General features: G+C 47.6%; 12 protein-coding genes. 11 read left to right on the plus strand and 1 reads right to left on the minus strand.

The window, feature by feature from the left end; all coding sequences use genetic code 11:
* Positions 1 to 21: 21 nt before the first annotated feature.
* From AC6H3C_RS12625 to AC6H3C_RS12675, 11 genes are all read left to right on the plus strand, one after another.
* The gene (locus AC6H3C_RS12625) at positions 22 to 1,611 is read left to right on the plus strand and encodes an FAD-dependent oxidoreductase (protein ID WP_497515727.1); all 1,590 of its coding nucleotides are present in this window, start codon (positions 22 to 24) and stop codon (positions 1,609 to 1,611) included.
* A 33-nt stretch (positions 1,612 to 1,644) separates the two neighbouring features.
* On the plus strand, positions 1,645 to 2,754 hold the full coding sequence (locus AC6H3C_RS12630) for an outer membrane protein assembly factor BamB family protein (protein WP_497515728.1): 1,110 nt from the start codon (positions 1,645 to 1,647) through the stop codon (positions 2,752 to 2,754).
* A gap of 283 nt (positions 2,755 to 3,037) precedes the next feature.
* A complete protein-coding gene (gene dpp5 / locus AC6H3C_RS12635) occupies positions 3,038 to 5,059 on the plus strand; it encodes a dipeptidyl-peptidase Dpp5 (protein WP_497515729.1) in 2,022 nt (673 codons plus the stop codon).
* Positions 5,047 to 5,256 carry a hypothetical protein gene (locus AC6H3C_RS12640; protein WP_497515730.1) on the plus strand — a complete coding sequence of 70 codons (210 nt, stop codon included), beginning with the start codon at positions 5,047 to 5,049 and terminating at the stop codon, positions 5,254 to 5,256. Before dpp5 ends, AC6H3C_RS12640 begins: the two co-directional genes overlap by 13 nt.
* Positions 5,257 to 5,564: 308 nt before the next feature.
* Positions 5,565 to 6,758 (plus strand): aminotransferase-like domain-containing protein, encoded by a 1,194-nt coding sequence (locus AC6H3C_RS12645; RefSeq protein ID WP_497515732.1) that lies wholly within the window; start codon positions 5,565 to 5,567, stop codon positions 6,756 to 6,758.
* Positions 6,759 to 7,327: 569 nt separating this feature from the next.
* Positions 7,328 to 7,606: an ArsR/SmtB family transcription factor gene (locus AC6H3C_RS12650; protein ID WP_497515733.1), complete on the plus strand. Its 279-nt coding sequence runs from the start codon at positions 7,328 to 7,330 to the stop codon at positions 7,604 to 7,606.
* 401 nt (positions 7,607 to 8,007) lie between these two features.
* Positions 8,008 to 9,174 carry an efflux RND transporter periplasmic adaptor subunit gene (locus tag AC6H3C_RS12655; RefSeq protein ID WP_497515734.1) on the plus strand — a complete coding sequence of 389 codons (1,167 nt, stop codon included), beginning with the start codon at positions 8,008 to 8,010 and terminating at the stop codon, positions 9,172 to 9,174.
* A gap of 324 nt (positions 9,175 to 9,498) precedes the next feature.
* Positions 9,499 to 9,957, plus strand: coding sequence for a hypothetical protein (locus tag AC6H3C_RS12660; protein WP_497521267.1), 459 nt, complete (start codon positions 9,499 to 9,501; stop codon positions 9,955 to 9,957).
* Between the two features lie 364 nt (positions 9,958 to 10,321).
* Positions 10,322 to 12,676, plus strand: a complete 2,355-nt coding sequence (locus AC6H3C_RS12665) for a TonB-dependent siderophore receptor (RefSeq protein WP_497515735.1) — start codon at positions 10,322 to 10,324, stop codon at positions 12,674 to 12,676.
* Positions 12,677 to 12,694: 18 nt separating this feature from the next.
* The gene (locus AC6H3C_RS12670; RefSeq protein WP_497515736.1) at positions 12,695 to 13,843 is read left to right on the plus strand and encodes a PepSY-associated TM helix domain-containing protein; all 1,149 of its coding nucleotides are present in this window, start codon (positions 12,695 to 12,697) and stop codon (positions 13,841 to 13,843) included.
* A gap of 13 nt (positions 13,844 to 13,856) precedes the next feature.
* Entirely contained in the window at positions 13,857 to 15,461 is a 1,605-nt protein-coding gene (locus tag AC6H3C_RS12675; protein WP_497515738.1) for a diflavin oxidoreductase, read from the plus strand.
* Positions 15,462 to 15,476: 15 nt separating this feature from the next.
* Here AC6H3C_RS12675 and AC6H3C_RS12680 read toward each other — a convergent pair whose 3' ends face one another.
* The gene (locus tag AC6H3C_RS12680) at positions 15,477 to 17,717 is read right to left on the minus strand and encodes a type IA DNA topoisomerase (RefSeq protein WP_497515739.1); all 2,241 of its coding nucleotides are present in this window, start codon (positions 17,715 to 17,717) and stop codon (positions 15,477 to 15,479) included.
* Between the last annotated feature and the right edge of the window lie 5 nt (positions 17,718 to 17,722).

A 17,722-nucleotide genomic window follows, 5' to 3' on the forward strand; every position in this document is an offset into this window, starting at 1 on the left:
TTTTCAAAAGGCAACAGGTACATGATAACACTCAAAATAAATAACCAAACGATCGAAGTTCCGCAGGGAACAAGCATTCTTGATGCTGCCCGGAAACTGGGAATTGATATCCCGACCATGTGCCACCTCGAAGGTACGGAACATTTTACTTCCTGCATGGTGTGCCTGGTAAAAGATGCGCGTTACGGCCGGCTTATGGCTTCCTGCTCGATGCCGGCCGCGGAAGGCATGGAAATCATGACCAACGATGAGGAGTGCCGCGAATCGCGAAAAGCAGCGCTGGAGCTGCTGCTGAGCGAACATGTGGGCGATTGTGAAGCGCCCTGCCAGTTGGTTTGCCCGGCGCATATGAATATTCCCCTGATGAACCGGCTGATCGCTGCCGGCAATTTTGACAAAGCCATTGAGGTGGTAAAGCGCGATATTGCCCTGCCTGCTGTTTTGGGGCGGATTTGCCCGGCCCCCTGCGAGGCTGGCTGTCGCCGCAAACAGGTGGACGAGCCGGTATCAATTTGCCTGTTGAAGGGATTTTCGGCCGACCAGGAACTTGATAAAGGAATCGGTCCTGTCCGTACAAAGAAGAAGTCAGGTAAGAAGGTTGCCATTATCGGAGCCGGGCCGGCCGGATTGGCGGTCGCATTTTATCTGAACCGGGCAGGTCACCAGGTGGCGATGTATGAGAAGAATGAACGGGCCGGCGGCGATTTATTGAAAATTGCCGAAACGATTTTGCCACCGGATGTCCTGAAATCGGAAATGGAGGCGATTTTAAATTCGGATATTTCCGTTCAGTTTCAGATTGAGGCAGACCGGCCGCTGTTTGAAAAGCTCCGGCAGGAAAACGATGCCGTGGTTTTGGCAACAGGGGTATTGAACGATCAGTTGAGCGGATGGGGCCTTACGCTGTCGAAAACAGGCATACAGGCCGATAAAGAGACTTATGAGACTTCGATGAAAGGGGTTTTTGCCATCGGGAATGCCCTGCGTCCGTCAAAACTGGCGGTCCGTTCGGTAGGACAGGGGAAAGAGCTGGCTCATCTGTTGGACCACTTGTTCGAAACATCCGAACTGACAGCCAAGCCCTCGCGTTTCAATTCGAAATTCGGTAAACTGGAAGCGGTTGAATTGATGGAATACCTCAAAGAATCTGTGGATGATCCGCGCCGCGAAGCAAGCCGGGGAAAAGCTGCCGGTTTTACCCGCGACGAAGCTGTTGCCGAAGCCAAACGGTGTTTGCACTGCGATTGCCGCAATCCCGAGAGCTGTCAACTGAGGGAATTGTCCGACCGGTATGGAGCCGAACAAAAGCGCTTTCAGTATGACGGGCGTTTCATGGTAAAAAAAGAATTTGCCGCGAAAAGTATTGTTTACGAAGAATCAAAATGTATCAAATGCGGCATTTGTGTGCGCATTACCCGGCAATACCGCGAAACCTTCGGTTTTTCATTTATTGGCCGTGGTTTTGATGTAAAAATTGGCGTACCTTTTAATGAAAGTATTGGTAACGCGCTGGAAAAAACAGCTGCGCTGGTCGCTGAAAAATGTCCGACAGGCGCTCTGGCAAAAGTGGATTGCGAAGAGCAATTAAACCGTTCCGAAACCTCATCCTGAACTTGTTTCAGGATTTATTAAAATAAGATTTAAATGAAGAAAAATATAACCATCCTGGCGCTTCTGTTTCTTTCAAACTTACTGTCTGCACAGAGCGAATGGCCCGTCTTTCGCGGAAACCGACAGCTGACGGCGAATGTAAATGCCACTCTCCCTGACCGCTTGAAATTGTTGGCTTCCTTTCAAACCGATGACGATATTAAGGCCTCGCCGGTGGTAAAAGACGGCGTGGTGTATTGCGGATCGACAGACGGCTGTTTTTATGCATTCAATTTAAAAGGACAACTAAGGTGGAAATTCGAAACCGGAAACGGCATTGAAGCGCCGGCGGTACTGCTCGATGGCAAAGTGCTGTTTGGCAACCTCGACGGCAGTTTTTTCTGTTTAAATCAAAAAGACGGAACGGAGGTTTGGAAGTATAAAACCGACAACCAGATTATTGGATCGGCAAACTGGGGTGCCATCGATGGAAAAACAGTTTTGGCTGTGGGAAGCTACGATTATTTTCTGCATGGGTTAAACCTGGCCGACGGCAAAGCGCTGTGGAAATACGAATCCGATAATTTCATCAACGGGGCGCCTGCCTTATACAAAAACAGGGCTGTTTTTGGCGGTTGCGATGGTTTTTTGCACCTGGTTGATCTGAAAACCGGAACGGCAGCCAAAAAGATCGAAATCTCCACCTATGTCGCCTCATCGCCTGCCATTGCCGGAAACGAAGCCTATGTGGGCGATTACGACGGCCGGTTTTACGCCGTCGACCTGGAAACGGGTAAAATTCGCTGGACCTATCATAACCCCGAAAAAAACCTGCCTTTTATTGCTTCGCCGGCTGTTTCGGGCAACTTCATCGTTTTGGGAAACGAAGATCGCCGGCTTTACTGCATCTCGCGAAAAGACGGAACTTTAATCTGGGCAAAACGCCTGACCAACCGGATCAATTCATCCTCGGTGATCGTGGGCAACAAGGTAATAACCGCCACGATGGACGGCCTGCTTTTTATACATCACCTGCAAAACGGCGAAGAACTCTGGCGCTACGAAATTGGCAGCCAGATTGCCGGATCACCGGCGGTATACGAAGGTAAAATTGTAATCGGGTCCAACGACGGACGGATTTACATTTTCGGGGAAGCAAACTAATGTCAAGTTAAAAGAAAACAAGCAGAAGTTTAATTTTCGCGACCGGGTAATCTCTTGTTCTGATTCAGACCGTCTGTTTAAACCTGAAATGACACGAAGATTCGGCATAATCATAATTTTATTTCCTGCTCAAATCCTGAGTTTTGCACTTTTATTTTTCACCACAAAAAAGTATTTTGTGCCCCCTGTTTTTTAATGCCGAAAACTTAACATATCTATGAGGAAAATAGTTGTTTTAATTGCTGCAGTTGTTTGGATGAGCAGCTGTTCAAATCGAGAATCTATGGAGGAAAAGAAGACCTATGTGCCGGAAACGCCGGTTTTGAGTTCGGATGTGATGACTCCTGAAGTACTGTGGTCGTTTGGAAGAATCGGCAATACAAGCCTTTCTCCCGACGGGCAGACCGTGTTGTTTGCCGTAACTTATTTCAATATCGAAGATAATAAAGGCTACCGCGAGTTATACACCGTTCCGGCCGGAGGGGGAGACGTAACCCGAATCACCAATACGGCATCGAATGAATCGGATGCACGGTGGCGGCCCGATGGCAAAAAGATTGGTTATTTGTCGTCTGAATCGGGCAGTACCCAATTTTGGGAAATGAATCCCGATGGCACGGGGGCAGAGCAGATGTCGGATGTTGAAGGAGGAATTTCCGGTTTTAAATATTCGCCCGACCAAACAAAAATTGCCTACATCAAAAAAGTAAAGCTGGATGACGATATTCATGATTTGTTTCCCGATTTACCCAAAGCCAATGCCCGGCTCGAAACAGATCTGATGTACCGCCACTGGGACAGCTGGCACGATTATACTTACAACCATATTTTTGTGGCCCACTACGGAAGCGGTAAAATCATCGGCGGAAAAGATATAGTGGAAGGGGAGAAGTTCGATGCGCCCGACCGCCCTTTCGATGGTTCGGAACAAATCTGCTGGAGCCCCGACAGCAAATCGATTGTGTATTCGTCTAAAAAATTGCGTGGCAAGGCTTATGCCGAAAGCACCAATACCGATTTATACCTGTACAGCCTGGCAAGCGGCGAAACCAAAAACCTGACCGCCGAGCATAAAGGCTATGATAAAAATCCGGTTTTTTCGCCCGGCGGGGAGTTTCTGGCCTGGACCTGTATGCTGCGCGATGGCTACGAGGCCGACCAGGCGCGCTTGTTTGTAATGGATCTGGCTACCGGTAAACAGACCAACTATTCGGCTAACTGGGAGCAGGAAGCCGGACACCTGAGCTGGAGCCGTGACGGAAAATCAATTTATTTTATCAGCGGGATTCACGGGACGGAGGAAATTTACCGCCTCACCCTGGACGATGGCCAAATCAGCCGCCTGACCAATGGCGTGCACGATTACCAGAGCGTGGACGAAACGGCCGGTGGAAAGCTGCTGGCTCAAAAAGTTTCTATGTCGCAACCGGCCGAGCTTTACCTGGTTGACCCGGAAACCGGCAGCGATACAGCGCTTACCGCTGTCAACAAAGGCCTGCTCGATCAACTCGTTATGGGAAAAGTAGAAGCACGCTGGGTGAAAACTGTTGATGATAAAGACATGCTGGTTTGGGTGATTTACCCGCCGCATTTCGACCCGAATAAAAAATACCCTGCTATTTTATACTGCCAGGGCGGACCACAGGGAATGGTCAGTCAGTTTTGGTCGTATCGCTGGAATTTTCAGATGATGGCCGCCAACGATTATATCATTGTGGCCCCCAACCGTCGCGGCTTGCCGGGTTTTGGTATGGAATGGCTCGAGCAGATCAGCAAGGACTATGGTGGCCTGAACATACAGGATTACCTGGTGGCGATTGATGAACTGGCCAAAGAGCCCTATGTGGATAAAAACCGCCTCGGTGCAGTTGGCGCCAGTTACGGCGGTTTTTCGGTGAATTACCTGGCCGGTCACCACGAAGGGCGGTTTAAAGCATTTATTTCGCACTGCGGTATTTTCAACTTCGATCAGATGTACGTGACGACCGAAGAAATGTGGTTCGAAAATTGGGATATCGGTGGCCCCTTCTGGGATAAAACAAACGCTGCCGCCCAGCGTTCGTACCGTTTCTCCCCGCATTTGTTTGTCGAAAAATGGGACACGCCCATCCTGGTGATTCACGGCGAAAAAGATTTCCGGATTCCCTACACGCAGGGCATGGGGGCCTTTAACGCGGCTGTTCTGCGCGATATTCCTGCGCAGTTTCTGTTCTTCCCCGAAGAGAACCATTGGGTTACCCAGGCCCAAAACGGGATCCTTTGGCAACGGGTTTTCAAAAACTGGCTCGACCGGTGGCTGAAATAGTTTTACTGAATTCACAATACCAAGGGCCGTCTCCGAAAGGGAATGGCCCTTTTTTCTTCTTATCTGATGTGTTTTTTCCATGCGTACCCCTGTTTTGTAAACAAACCCACTATTATCTTAAATTTTTTACAGCAAAAATCAAAAAAATGGCAGCAATACTTTGCCGGGCAGAAAAATCTGCTTCTTTTGCAGAATAATGATGAAACAAGCTATCCATATCATTCTCGTCGTGGCGCTCGCGGTCTCCGTGAACGGTCAGGGAAGAGTATGGATGTAAGATATTTTTTAATTTGCAAAACAGGCCATTCTCTTCGGGGAATGGCCTGTTCCGTTTTTAACATGAACCGGATTATAACAAATATGATTGCAGTCGCAGCGCTTGTCCTTGTGGAGTTGGCCACATAGGAGCGGGTCTGTATGGTATAGCCAAAAGCCCTTTCCGGTGTGGTCAGCCCCGGAAAGGGCTTTTTTTGTTTGCCAAAGTTTAACCTTTAAATAAATGAGTATGGAAAATCAGTTTCCCGAAGAAAAGTTTTCCGGACAGTACCGGAACATCCCGGTATCGTTTGTCCGGAGTATATTAAATGCGGTTAGCCAAAAGGAGGTAATCTCTTTTGCAGGCGGTTTGCCTAATCCTTCGCTGTTCCCGGTTGACGAACTGGCCGAAAGCGCCCGCGCGGTGATGGCCGGTCACGGGCGCACCATTTTGCAATATGCCGGATCGCTGGGTTATTATCCCTTGCGCGAATGGATTGTCAACCGATACAGCGCCAAGTACAGGATGAACATCACTCCCGAAATGGTGGTGATCACCAATGGCTCGCAGCAGGCCATCGATATCGTGTCGAAGTTGTTTATCAATCCCGGCGACGGGGTCATTCTTGAAAAACCGAGCTACCTGGGTGCCATCCAGGCCATGTCGGCCTATTTGCCCTACTTTCGCGAAGTTGACCTGGAAGACGACGGTGCCAACCTGGCCCAGGTAGAAACTTTGTTTTTAAACGACGATGTCAAGTTGATGTATGCCGTCACTAACGCGCAAAACCCATCGGGAATCAGCTATTCGCACGAAAAACGACTGGATTTGGCCATGCTTTTGAAACGTTACAACCAGTTTCTTCTGGAAGATGATCCGTACAACGAGATTTGTTTTGAGGGTGAGTTTCCCGCCCCCGTGAAAAAATATGCGCCGGAGTACGTTGCCTGGACGGGCTCGTTTTCGAAAATGGTCGCTCCTGGTTTACGCAATGGCTGGGTGGTACTGCCCCCTCCGCTGGTGCCGCATTTCGACAAGGCCAAACAATCAACCGATCTTAATCCGAATAACCTGACGCAATACGTATTGCACCATTACCTCACGGATTTCGATTTAGACGGACATTTGCAGCGCATCCGCACGAAATATGCCGAACAAGCGGCATGCATGTGCCAGCTGTTGCACCAATACCTGCCCGACGAAGTGCAGATGACCAAGCCGGGCGGCGGCATGTTTATCTGGCTGACTTTGCCGGAAGGTTTGCGCTCGGACGAACTGATCCATCGAACCATGCAGCGCGGTGTGATTTTTGTCCCCGGCAATTCGTTTTTTACCAAAGGGCAGGGTAGTAGGCATATCCGGATGAATTTCACCAATGCCGAGTTGCCCGAAATGGAGAAAGGAGTAAAAGTTATGGCAGAAGAAATCGGAAAAATGATCTGATTTTCAGGGATATTATCTTGTGGATAATTTACACTTCCAGTGTTCCCCACAGATGGTATCCCTGCTCAACTTCCACGATGCCGATTAAAATGCGCGAATTACCGGTTCGAAGCATCCGGTCCCGCCTTGTTTGAGCGACGCGTTAAACGGGGAGGTGGCGCCTGTTGCGATATTTTCGGGTTAATCTAAATACTTAGGTCTGTTTAAAAATGTACGATTTATTACAATTTCAACCCCGACTCTACTCATTAACGGGAATAATTTGGCGCTGTAACTGTGCAAAAGTAAACAAGCCGGTTGGTGAGCGCTTGCATTAATGCCGAATGGACGGCCAAGGATGGATAATTATCAATGGTAAGGTTTGCTCCGCCAGATCAACGACCCGGGAAATCGATAGCATACCCGGTTATTTTGAAAAGTTAAAAGTTTTTGACTGATGACTGATAAAATCATAAAGTTGATGATTTTATCCAGAGGATGCACGGAAAACATGGCACAAAAAAAGTTGAAAATTGGGAAAATTCTCCTAATATTCATATATTTGCATGTTTCAATGTAACGGGAAGGATATGGACTTAAAACAAGTAAAGAAAATTTCGAAAGCATTGGCCGACAGCAACAGGCTGCAAATCTTGCAGGAAATCAGAAAAAAACCCAATTATTTGATGTGTACCGACATTTGTGGATTTATTAATCTGTCGCAACCTTCCATCTCACACCACATCAAACAATTAATGGATGCTGATTTAATAAGCTATGTAAAAGAGGGCCGGCAGATGAAGTACCGGATTAATGAAGATGTTTTTGAAGAGTACATCAATTTCCTGAAAACATTAAATAGAGGTTAAATAGAAGTTAAATTTCATCAATCTATTGAAATGTGTCAATGTATTTCATAGCTTTGTTTTCTTTTTGACACCAACCTTTAAATGAATCCCCAATTTTTCAGTTGAGTTTGCCTTTTATTACGGGTGTTTTGCTACGTCTTGGAAATTTTCAGATAATGAATTTATTATCTGAAAAATCAGCAGTAACAACAAGACAATTCTGAACCCGGCAAAGTTTACTCAACAGGTTTGCAGCATATTTCAGTTCTGCATGTGTATCCGACCCAAAAATCAACCAGATATTTTTTTGAAAAACATCGAAACATTTAAATGTATCTATTGTTTTTAATTTTCAAGTTGGTCAATTAAATTTTTCAGAAGTAATTTATTTAAAGTGGTTAGTTATGAAAACAAATGAGAAAATGAGAAAACGAAGAATTGACCGGACGGCCGGCACAATGATTCTCGTGCTGGCCCTTTCAGGTTTTTATCTGACAGGTTGCGAGAGTAGCCGCGGCGATACACCTCCTGCACCTGCAATGAAAGTTCCGGTCGCTGCACCTTTATATCAACCTGTTACGGAGTGGGAAGAATACAGCGGCCGGTTTAGGGCCATCAAAAGGGTAGAGGTCAGGGCCCGGGTTGGCGGTTATGTGGATCAAGTGCTGTTTCGCGACGGCGAACTGGTTAAAAAAGGCGATGTATTGTTCAGGATAGACCCGCGTCCGTTTCAGATCGTATTAGATCAGGCTGAAGCCCGTCTGGAGCAGGCTAAAGCCGAAAAACAACAGGCTGAGAATGCTTTCGGCAGGGTAAAATCACTGAAAGAATCAAAAGCCATATCCCGCGAAGAATACGACCAGCGGGAGCAGGCGTTGAACATAGCCATTGCCCGCGAGGAAGCCGAGAAAGCCGATGTGGCACAAGCGAAGCTCAACCTCGAGTTCACGGAGGTCAGGGCGCCGATTTCAGGAAAAATCAGTGATGAATTTGTGACTGAAGGCAACCTTGTCAGCGGGGGAAGCGACCAGGCCAGTTTGCTGACCACCTTTGTGTCGCTCGACCCCATCTACTTTTATTTTGAAGGAAGTGAATCTTCTTTGTTGAAATATGCCCGGAAAAATAACGGCGACCATGTTAACGGCGTTGCCGGTCCAAATGCCCGAATCGCTGTAAAGTTGCTGGATGAGGAAGAATTTCAGCATGAAGGAAGTTTCAATTTTATGGACAATGAAGTGGATCAGGGAACGGGTACCTACCGGGGCAGGGCTGTAATTTCAAACCCCGATTTGGTCATTACCTCCGGGATGTTTGGATCAGCGCATGTTTTTAACAGCGACCCTCAGCCGGCTATTCTTATTCCGGATGAGGTAATTGGAACCGACCAGTCGCAAAAGTTTGTCTATGTGCTTTCGGACGACAATAGGGTAGAGGCAAGACCAGTTGTCCTTGGTCCACTGTATAACAGTAAATTGCGGATTATACGAAGCGGTGTGGAACCAAACGACCGGATTATTATTGGAAATATTCAGAAGATCCGTCCAACCATGGAAGTAGAACCTGAAGCAAGACTGCTTTCGTCGAATTAAAGAAAACAGGAGCAGTTAACCCAGTCGCAGTTTCGTCGAAGATTGATTGATATTGAGACTGATTACTTCATCTGAAAAAATAGTAAAGTATGAAATTTAGTCTTTAACAGCGTAGAGTCTGTTGTCATTGGTTCCAGTTTAAAAATGTACGATTTCAGTACAATCTAAAGCCTTACTTCACTCATTACCGGAATGATTTAGCGCAGAACTGTGCCATAAAATACTACGGGTGTATTGAAAGATGTTAATAACTTTATCGCACATCCGTAAATGAACAAAAGATTTTCAAAAAGCAAAGGATGCATGTAAACATGCTGGTGGAGAATACTCGAATTTGAACGAGTCAAAGCCCGCGAGAAATTAAGCCAAACGGAAAAACAACTTTCAGGAGTTCTGTATGAAAGGGGAGTTGACAGTCAGGGTTTTGCCGTGATTAGAAGTAAAGGCGACCAAGCTCTATTCAGACTGAACACCCAAATGCTTAAACGTAAAATGGGTGTACCTGATAGCCGACCTGTTGCTGATTTCCTTCCTACAATCAGTATAAAGGCTAAAGACCTGGCTGCCGAAATGACTGGACTAAATGTGCAAAGCAAAGATCTAAAAGGTCAAATGAAAATTGAAAAAGAGCATATCGACAACAACCTGGCTGTTAGAAATATGCTTACCCAAAGGGGAATCGTGCCGGAAAATCTTCCACCTGCCGAAGATGTTAAGAAACTTCAGCGGAAACTTGACGGAGACGAGAAAAAACTCTTGAAAGATACAAAAAAGAAAAAATGACACGCGCCGTTGCGAATCTGTTATTCGTCCTCTGACAAGCATCTGTTAACCGCCGCCGGTTAAGGTATTGCGACTGTTTGTTCGTTTGCTGCATATCGCCAATTATTAGGATATCCTTCTTTTGCTTTCCTTGTTTTTTCCGCAGCGTAAACTTCAGTGTCCATCAAATAAACGACCTGTTTGGGTTCCTTCCTTCCGTATCGGCTTCTTTTGCTGGATTTATCTATTTGATTATTAGATTGATATGACGATTGGCTCCTGCCGGTTTCTGTAAATCATAACATATTGGGATTGATGGCCGTTTGAACGGCTTCTAACTTTGTTGCCTAAATTCTTATTCAAAATAATTCAAAATAAAATACGGATGAAAAGTTTGAACGTTCTTATCGTACTCTTATTCGCAATGATAACGGGCTATGCCCAAACCGGATTTATTTCAGGAAAAGCCAAGGTGCCCGATGAAGGAGAAGATGCCCTGATTAATATCGGGCTGAAGGGGACCAATAAAGGAACCATTACCGATGTCCACGGTAATTTTGTCATTCAGCAGGTTCGGGCCGGAAAATATAAACTGGAAGCATCCTTTATCGGATATCGGACATTTGAAACAGATGTGGAGGTGGTTGCCGGAAAAGAAACCGTGATTCCGGCATTTTACCTTCAAAAAACAGATGAAGAAATCGGCGAGGTGGTGGTCACCGGGAAGCAAAATCCGGCTTACACGGCTGATGCTGCATCATCGTCTTTACGAATCAGCACGCCGTTGCTAAAAACGGCCCAGAACATCCAGGTGATCACAAAAGAGATGCTTAACGACCAGCAACTGGTTGATATGCTGGAAAGTGTTACCCGTAATACCAGCGGGGCCATGATGATTGAGCACTGGGGCAGCTTTGCCCGGATCAATATGCGTGGCTTTAAGCTGCCGGCTTTTCGTAACGGGATGAATGTTGATTTGCCCTGGGGCCCGCTGACCGAGGACCTGTCGGTGGTCGACCGGATTGAGTTTGTTAAAGGACCTGCCGGTTTTATGCTGTCGGCCGGAGAGCCGGGCGGCTTTTACAATGTGGTGACGAAAAAACCGGACGCCGGGATGAAAAACGAAATTTCGCTTACGATGGGTTCGTTTAATCTGTTGCGCTCAACGCTCGATTTGGGCGGAAAAATCGGCGAAAACGATAAACTGCTGTACCGTCTGAATGTGATGGGCTCGACAAAAAAATTGCACCGCGATTACGAGTTCAACGACCGCTACACCCTGGCTCCTTCGGTCACGTACCGGATCAGCAACCGCACCTCGCTCAATGCCGAATATATTTATCAGTATTCGAAAATGTCGGTTGTCGGGGCAGCCTACGTGTTTTCGCCCGATGGTTACGGCTCCTTACCGCGCAATTATACAACGGCTGAACCCAATATCGATCCGTCGACCATCCGCGAGCACAATGTTTTTTTGAACCTGAAACATCAGTTGGATGAAAACTGGAGCCTGACAGCTCAACTCGGGTATCTGAACTATAAATTGGTCGGCTCGTCGCTTTGGCCCGACTCGGTCAGTGCTGCCGGTATTTACCGCGGACTGGGTGTTTGGGATGCGCTAAGCAATGCCCGCATGGGGCAGGTGTTTGTAAACGGCGATGTTTATACGGGCCCGGTGAGGCACCGGATTTTGTCGGGACTCGATTTAAGTGACAAAGAGTATTTTGCCGACTGGTTCCAATCAGGGCCGCTGGGCGGAGAAAACAATCCTTTGTCGTTAACCAATCCGGTCCATTTTATCAGCAGTTTGCTGATCCCTGTTTTCGACCGCAGCATGAGTATTCGTCAGCGGGCCATGAATGCCGGTTATCCGGCGGCCCAGTTTACAGGCTCTTCGTCGGTTTACGTGCAGGATGAACTGGGCTTTTTTAAGGACCGCCTGCGCCTGACGCTTGCCGGCCGGTTCACCTCCTACAAAACGTCGGTGTACGGTACCACCACCAACGATCGGGTTTGGTCGCCCCGTGCCGGAATAAGTTATTCGATTGACGACCAGACGGCGGTTTACGGTTTGTACGACCAGTCATTTATTCCCCAGTCGGGAGCCGATAAAAACGGCAATGCGTTTGAACCGGTCCGGGGCAACGATCTGGAAGCGGGCATCAAGCGCAGCTGGGCTAATTTCCGCTGGCATTCTTCCTTAACGTTTTATCAACTTACGAAAGAAAATGTGTTGACCGCCGATCCCGAAAACATCAATTACAGCATCCAGTTGGGTGAAGCCCGGTCAAAAGGACTCGAACTGGATATTCAGGGCGAAATTGTCAAAGGCTTAAGCCTGATCCTGAATTATGCCAATACCCGGGTTGAAGTGACCAAAGATACGGATGCCTCCAGGGTGGGAACTCGTTTGGCCGGTCATGCCAAGTACATTAGCAATGGTTGGTTGAAGTATCAGTTTAAACAGTCTGAGCTGAAAGGACTGGAGTTTGCTTTGGGTTACCAGTATCAGCTTGACCGTTCGTCGTGGAGTTGGGGGGCCGATAATCAATCGGTGTTGCCCGATTATTTTCGTCTCGACGGCTCCATCGGCTGGGCAAACGAAAAACTGTCGGCCGGCTTAAACATCAACAACATCCTGGATAAATACCTCTACTCGGGCAGCGCCTATGGCAGTTATTACTATTGGCAAACCGAGCCGGGAACAAATTTCAGGTTAAACATCGGCTTTAAATTTTAACAACTGTCCGCTAAAACCATGTTAAAATATTGGATAACGAAAATACATCTCTGGCTTGGCCTTGCTTCGGGAACGGTTGTTTTTATTGTTTCGGTTACTGGCTGTATTTATGTTTTCAGCAAAGAAATAACCGGATGGAGAAGGGCTGAGGCGATTTATGTCGAACAGGTCGAGCCCGAAACCGCCTTGATCAGCGATCTGTGGCAAACGGCCCAGGCCGGGATGGGCGACGGCATACCGCTTAGCTGGGCGCATATCCCGAACAACCCGCGAAAAAGCTGGATATTTTACGGTTATAAAGGAAATGAGGGAGGGCTGACTTATTTTTCGGCGATCGATTATTACCGGTCGGTTTATGTTGATCCGTACACCGGACAGATAAAAGCCGTTTACGACGAAAAGGCCGATTTTTTTAACGTGGTAAAGTTTCTGCATTGGAGTTTGCTGCTAAAAACACCGCTTGGCCAGCCGATTGTAGGTTGGAGCACGTTTGTTTTTGTGATCCTGCTCATCACCGGACTTATTTTATGGTGGCCGAAAAATTTTAAAAGCTCTAAAAACCTGTTTGCTTTCAGATGGAAAAAAACGGGCAATGGGTATAAAAAACTTTACGATTTACACAATGTAAGCGGATTTTACAGCCTGCTGCTTGCCCTGATTGTCGCTCTTACCGGGATGATTTGGGCTTTTAAATGGTTTCAGGCTTTTGTTTATGTACTGGCGGCCGGAACAACCAGCCTGCCTGAAGCCGGCCCGGTAAAATCTGTACCACGCGAAATTGAGGCAGTTCTTCCTGTTGATCGTGCGCTTGGCGAAACCCGAACCCGATATGCCGGTGCAGGGGCATACCGGTTGTCGCTTCCTTCCGACAGCCTGGGGGTAATTCAGGTGTTGGTACAGGAAAAGGCGGGCCGTTATGCTAAAACAAATCAGTTGCAGTTTGACCGATATTCGGGGCAGTTGCTAAATGAACGCAAACATGAGAACAAAAATCCCGGTGAAAAACTCATCGCGGCCAATTACGATATTCATGTGGGGGCAATTCTGGGTTTTCCCGGAAAAATTCTTGCCTTTTTTCTCAGTTTGGTTTGTGCGTCCTTACCCGTAACTGGCTTTTTGATGTGGTTGAAACGGCGTCGAAAAAAATCTTCTTTACTGGTCAACTAATTGGATATTAAACATGATTGCAACAGCTGTCCGAAAATTGCTTACACGCCGTAAACCTGTTGCCGGCGAACAAATTACCATTCTCTACGGAGGGAAGTCCGGTAATTCGGCTTACATCGCCAATGAAACCGGAAAATGCCTTCAGCGCAGCGGAAGACGCAGCCGGGTAGTCAACATGGCGTCCTACAACATGGACCAGCTCAAAAGCGAGTCATTTGTGCTGATTGTGGTAAGCACCCATGGCGAAGGCGAGCCGCCGCCTGCAGCAAGTCGTTTTTTTCGCCGGTTATTTTCAGAACAACCTGATTTGTATGGAGTTGGTTATGCGGTGTGCGCGTTGGGCGACTCGTCGTATGAGCATTTTTGCAAGGCTGGTAAGGATATCGACCATCGGTTGTCGGACCTGGGGGCGAAGCGTATTTGCTCCAGAGCAGATTGTGACCTCGATTTCGGAACAGCTGCTTCCGGCTGGATTTCATCGGTACTCAGGCGGCTCCCGGGACAGGTTGACGGACAGGACGTACTGAAACTAAACGCTCAGGAGAAGATTACCGTTAAAGCCGTGGTGAAAGAAAAATACCAGTTGAATGCCGGATCGGAAGATGCCGTATACCACATTTGCCTGGCAACCGATGATCAGTCGTTCCGTTATTGCAGCGGCGATTCGGTTGGCCTTGTGCCTCAAAATCCGGTTTCGCTGGTAAACAGCATCATCGATATACTGAATATCTCTGCCTATGACTTGCTTATGGCTGATCAACAGGAGTTTTTGGCTCGCGACTACCTGTTGCATCGGGCAGAACTGACTACGCTGAACAAAGAAGTTTTGGTAAAATACGCCGAAATGAGCGGGAATGAACAGTTGCTGGATTTACTCAACGGCAAATCCGGATTGGATGCTTACCTGGAAAACCATGATGTACTGGATTTGTTGCAGGATTTTCCCTGTCCTTTGCCGGCAGTCTGGTTGCCTGATTTGTTGCGGCCTTTACAGCCGAGGTATTATTCCGTCTCATCCTATCAGCCGGAGCACCCGGGCGAGTTGCATCTCACCGTAAAAAGGGTGCAGTTTCAATTAAAAAACCGTCTCCGGCAAGGCAGTTGTTCGGCTTATTTGAGCGACTGGCTTGAAACAGGTGCGGCTGTTTCGTTTTTCCTGGCGCCGAACGACAATTTTCGATTGCCCGGGAAACCCGGCATTCCCGTGATCTTTATTGCTGCCGGTACCGGAATTGCCCCGGTGAGGGCGTTTTTACAGGAACGCGCAGCCCGGGGAGAAACGAAAAACTGGCTTTTTTTTGGCGGGAAAAACCGCCGGACTGATTTCCTGTATGGCGCTGAGATTCTGGATTTTTATGGGCAGCAGGCGCTTGAACGACTTGATCTGGCCTTTTCACGGGACGGACAAGCGAAAGTATACGTGCAGGATCTCCTGTTGCAAAAAGGGAAGGAGTTACTGGAATGGATCAGCGAAGGAGCGGCCATTTATGTGTGCGGTTCCATCAAAATGGGCAAAGGTGTACGCGAGACGCTTACCGACTTATTCACTTCTGCTGCCGCTGACATGTCGCTCGAACAGTTAATCGCTGAGTGGAAATATCTGGAGGATTTATACTGATGGCGCCAGTCAGCCTTATTCGATCTCAAAAGGTATTCTGAAATCGCAACCGCCCTTGAAATTGGAACAACCCCATGCGGTTTTGCCTTTCAAAATTTTCCCATTTTGGCATTTGGGGCAGCTCAGTTCGTCTTTTATTTCAGCTTGAAGTTGAATGTGGTGGTCGCCGGTTAAAATCAACCGGCCGTCGAGTTTCAGATTCTGATAAACAAAGCCTTTAATCACAGCGCTTTTTTTCTTGCCAACCAGTTGGGCGATTTGTTTGTCAGTGAGTTTTTTTTCGTGCAAAACAAAAGGAATCATAAAGCGGCAGCCTTCTTTCCATCCGGAACAGCCCCAGGCCGATTTGCCCTTTAGCAGCCGGCCTTTACCGCATTGCGGACAAACGACCTCTTCATCCTCCTTTTTCTTTTCCCCCGCCTTTGGCTTTTTTACGTCTTGTTTTTCTGCCTTTTCCACTGGCTGAGCCTTCTCGTCTTCCAAAATAGTAATCTCCTTTTTGGGCGAACTTTTTACCTGGGTAATGACCTCGGTCACCATAGCTTTCAGTTCGTCCATAAACCGGCTGATCTCAAGTTCTCCCGATTCAATTTGCCGGAGTTTCCGTTCCCATTGACCGGTCAGTTCGGCTGATTTCAGCAGTTCATTCTCGATGCTTTTAATCAAATCGACACCGGTTTGCGTGGCTACCAGCCGTTTGCGTTCTTTGCGGATGTAGCGGCGGCGAAAAAGCGTTTCGATGATGTTGGCCCGGGTAGATGGCCGACCAATGCCGTTTTCTTTCATCAGGTCGCGAAGTTCTTCATCATCCATATTTTTACCGGCCGTTTCCATGGCCCTAAGCAGGCTTGCCTCGGTATAATAATTTGGGGGCTGGGTTTGTTTTTCCTGCAAATCGGGCTGATGCGGACCGTGTTCTCCCTTTGTAAAAGCAGGCAGTATGCGGTCTTCGCTGTTATCGTCCTTCTCATTTTGAAAAATGACCCGCCAACCCGGTTCCAGGATCTGCTTTCCGGTTGCCTTGAACGAATGGCGCCCGATTTCTGCTTCGGCATTGGTGTTGGCAACCTGGCAATCGGGGTAAAAAACAGCGATAAACCGTTTGGTTACCATGTCGAAAACCTTCCGTTCGATCTCGGTCAGATCGATCCGGTTTTGCCCGGTTGGAATGATGGCATGGTGATCGGTTATTTTTTTGTTGTCAAATACCTTGGACGATTTACGGATTTTTCCACCCTCCAAAACCGGTTGGGTAAAGTTTTCGTAGCCTTTCAGATTTTTCAGGATACCCGGCACTTTTTTGTAAATATCGTCCGACAGAAACGTGGTATCCACCCGCGGATAGGTGGTCACCTTTTTTTCATACAGCGCCTGAATGGTGCGCAAGGTTTCGTCGGCGCTCAGGTTGAGTTTCCGGTTGCAGTCCACTTGAAGGGAGGTCAGGTCTAAAAGCCGGGGAGGATGTTCGTTGCTGTTTTTTGTTTCAATTTTGGTGATGTATAAATCTACACCGGTGATCTCCTGCAATACGCCGGAGGCTTCCTCCGGGCTCTTAAACCGTCCGCTGGCAGCCGCGAAAACAGTATCGCGGTAGGTGGTTTTAATTTCCCAGTATGGCTCGGGTTTAAAATTTTCGATCTCCAGTTGCCGTTCAACAAGCATGGCCAGGGTAGGGGTTTGTACCCGTCCGATCGATAATACCTGTTTATTTTGTCCGTATTTCAGCGTGTACAAACGGGTGGCGTTCATGCCCAGCAACCAATCGCCGATGGCCCGTGCGCTGCCTGCTTCGTAAAGCTTGTCAAACTCTTTGCCGGGGAGCAGCTTGTCGAATCCTTCGCGGATTGCTTCTTCGGTCAGCGATGAAATCCAAAGCCTTTTTACCGGCGCTTTGTTTTGTGCTTTTGTCAGCACCCAGCGCTGAATCAGTTCTCCTTCCTGACCCGCATCACCACAATTGATAATTTCATCGGCTTTTTCAATCAGACCTTTCAGGATGTAAAACTGCTTTTTCACCCCTTCGTCGTCTATAACCTTAATGCCAAACCGCGACGGAATCATGGGCAGTTCGCGCAGATTCCAATATTTCCAGCGGTCGGTATAATCGTTGGGCTCTTTCAGTGTGCACAGGTGCCCAAAGGTCCAGCTTACCTGGTAGCCATTTCCTTCAAAATACCCGTCTTTCCGGTTTTTGGCCCCGATAATCTGCGCAATTTCTCTGGCGACACTTGGTTTTTCTGCAATACAAAGTTTCATGCTTG

Source organism: Gaoshiqia sp. US2 (assembly GCF_059705485.1).

Excerpts from the sequence above, each read along its gene's own strand:
- AC6H3C_RS12625 (WP_497515727.1), top strand. The coding sequence starts at position 22 with ATGATAACACTCAAAATAAATAACCAAACGATCGAAGTTCCGCAGGGA.
- AC6H3C_RS12630 (WP_497515728.1), top strand. The coding sequence starts at position 1,645 with ATGAAGAAAAATATAACCATCCTGGCGCTTCTGTTTCTTTCAAACTTA.
- dpp5 (WP_497515729.1), top strand. The coding sequence starts at position 3,038 with ATGGAGGAAAAGAAGACCTATGTGCCGGAAACGCCGGTTTTGAGTTCG.
- AC6H3C_RS12645 (WP_497515732.1), top strand. The coding sequence starts at position 5,565 with ATGGAAAATCAGTTTCCCGAAGAAAAGTTTTCCGGACAGTACCGGAAC.
- AC6H3C_RS12650 (WP_497515733.1), top strand. The coding sequence starts at position 7,328 with ATGGACTTAAAACAAGTAAAGAAAATTTCGAAAGCATTGGCCGACAGC.
- AC6H3C_RS12655 (WP_497515734.1), top strand. The coding sequence starts at position 8,008 with ATGAGAAAACGAAGAATTGACCGGACGGCCGGCACAATGATTCTCGTG.
- AC6H3C_RS12665 (WP_497515735.1), top strand. The coding sequence starts at position 10,322 with ATGAAAAGTTTGAACGTTCTTATCGTACTCTTATTCGCAATGATAACG.
- AC6H3C_RS12670 (WP_497515736.1), top strand. The coding sequence starts at position 12,695 with ATGTTAAAATATTGGATAACGAAAATACATCTCTGGCTTGGCCTTGCT.
- AC6H3C_RS12675 (WP_497515738.1), top strand. The coding sequence starts at position 13,857 with ATGATTGCAACAGCTGTCCGAAAATTGCTTACACGCCGTAAACCTGTT.
- AC6H3C_RS12680 (WP_497515739.1), bottom strand. The coding sequence starts at position 17,717 with ATGAAACTTTGTATTGCAGAAAAACCAAGTGTCGCCAGAGAAATTGCG.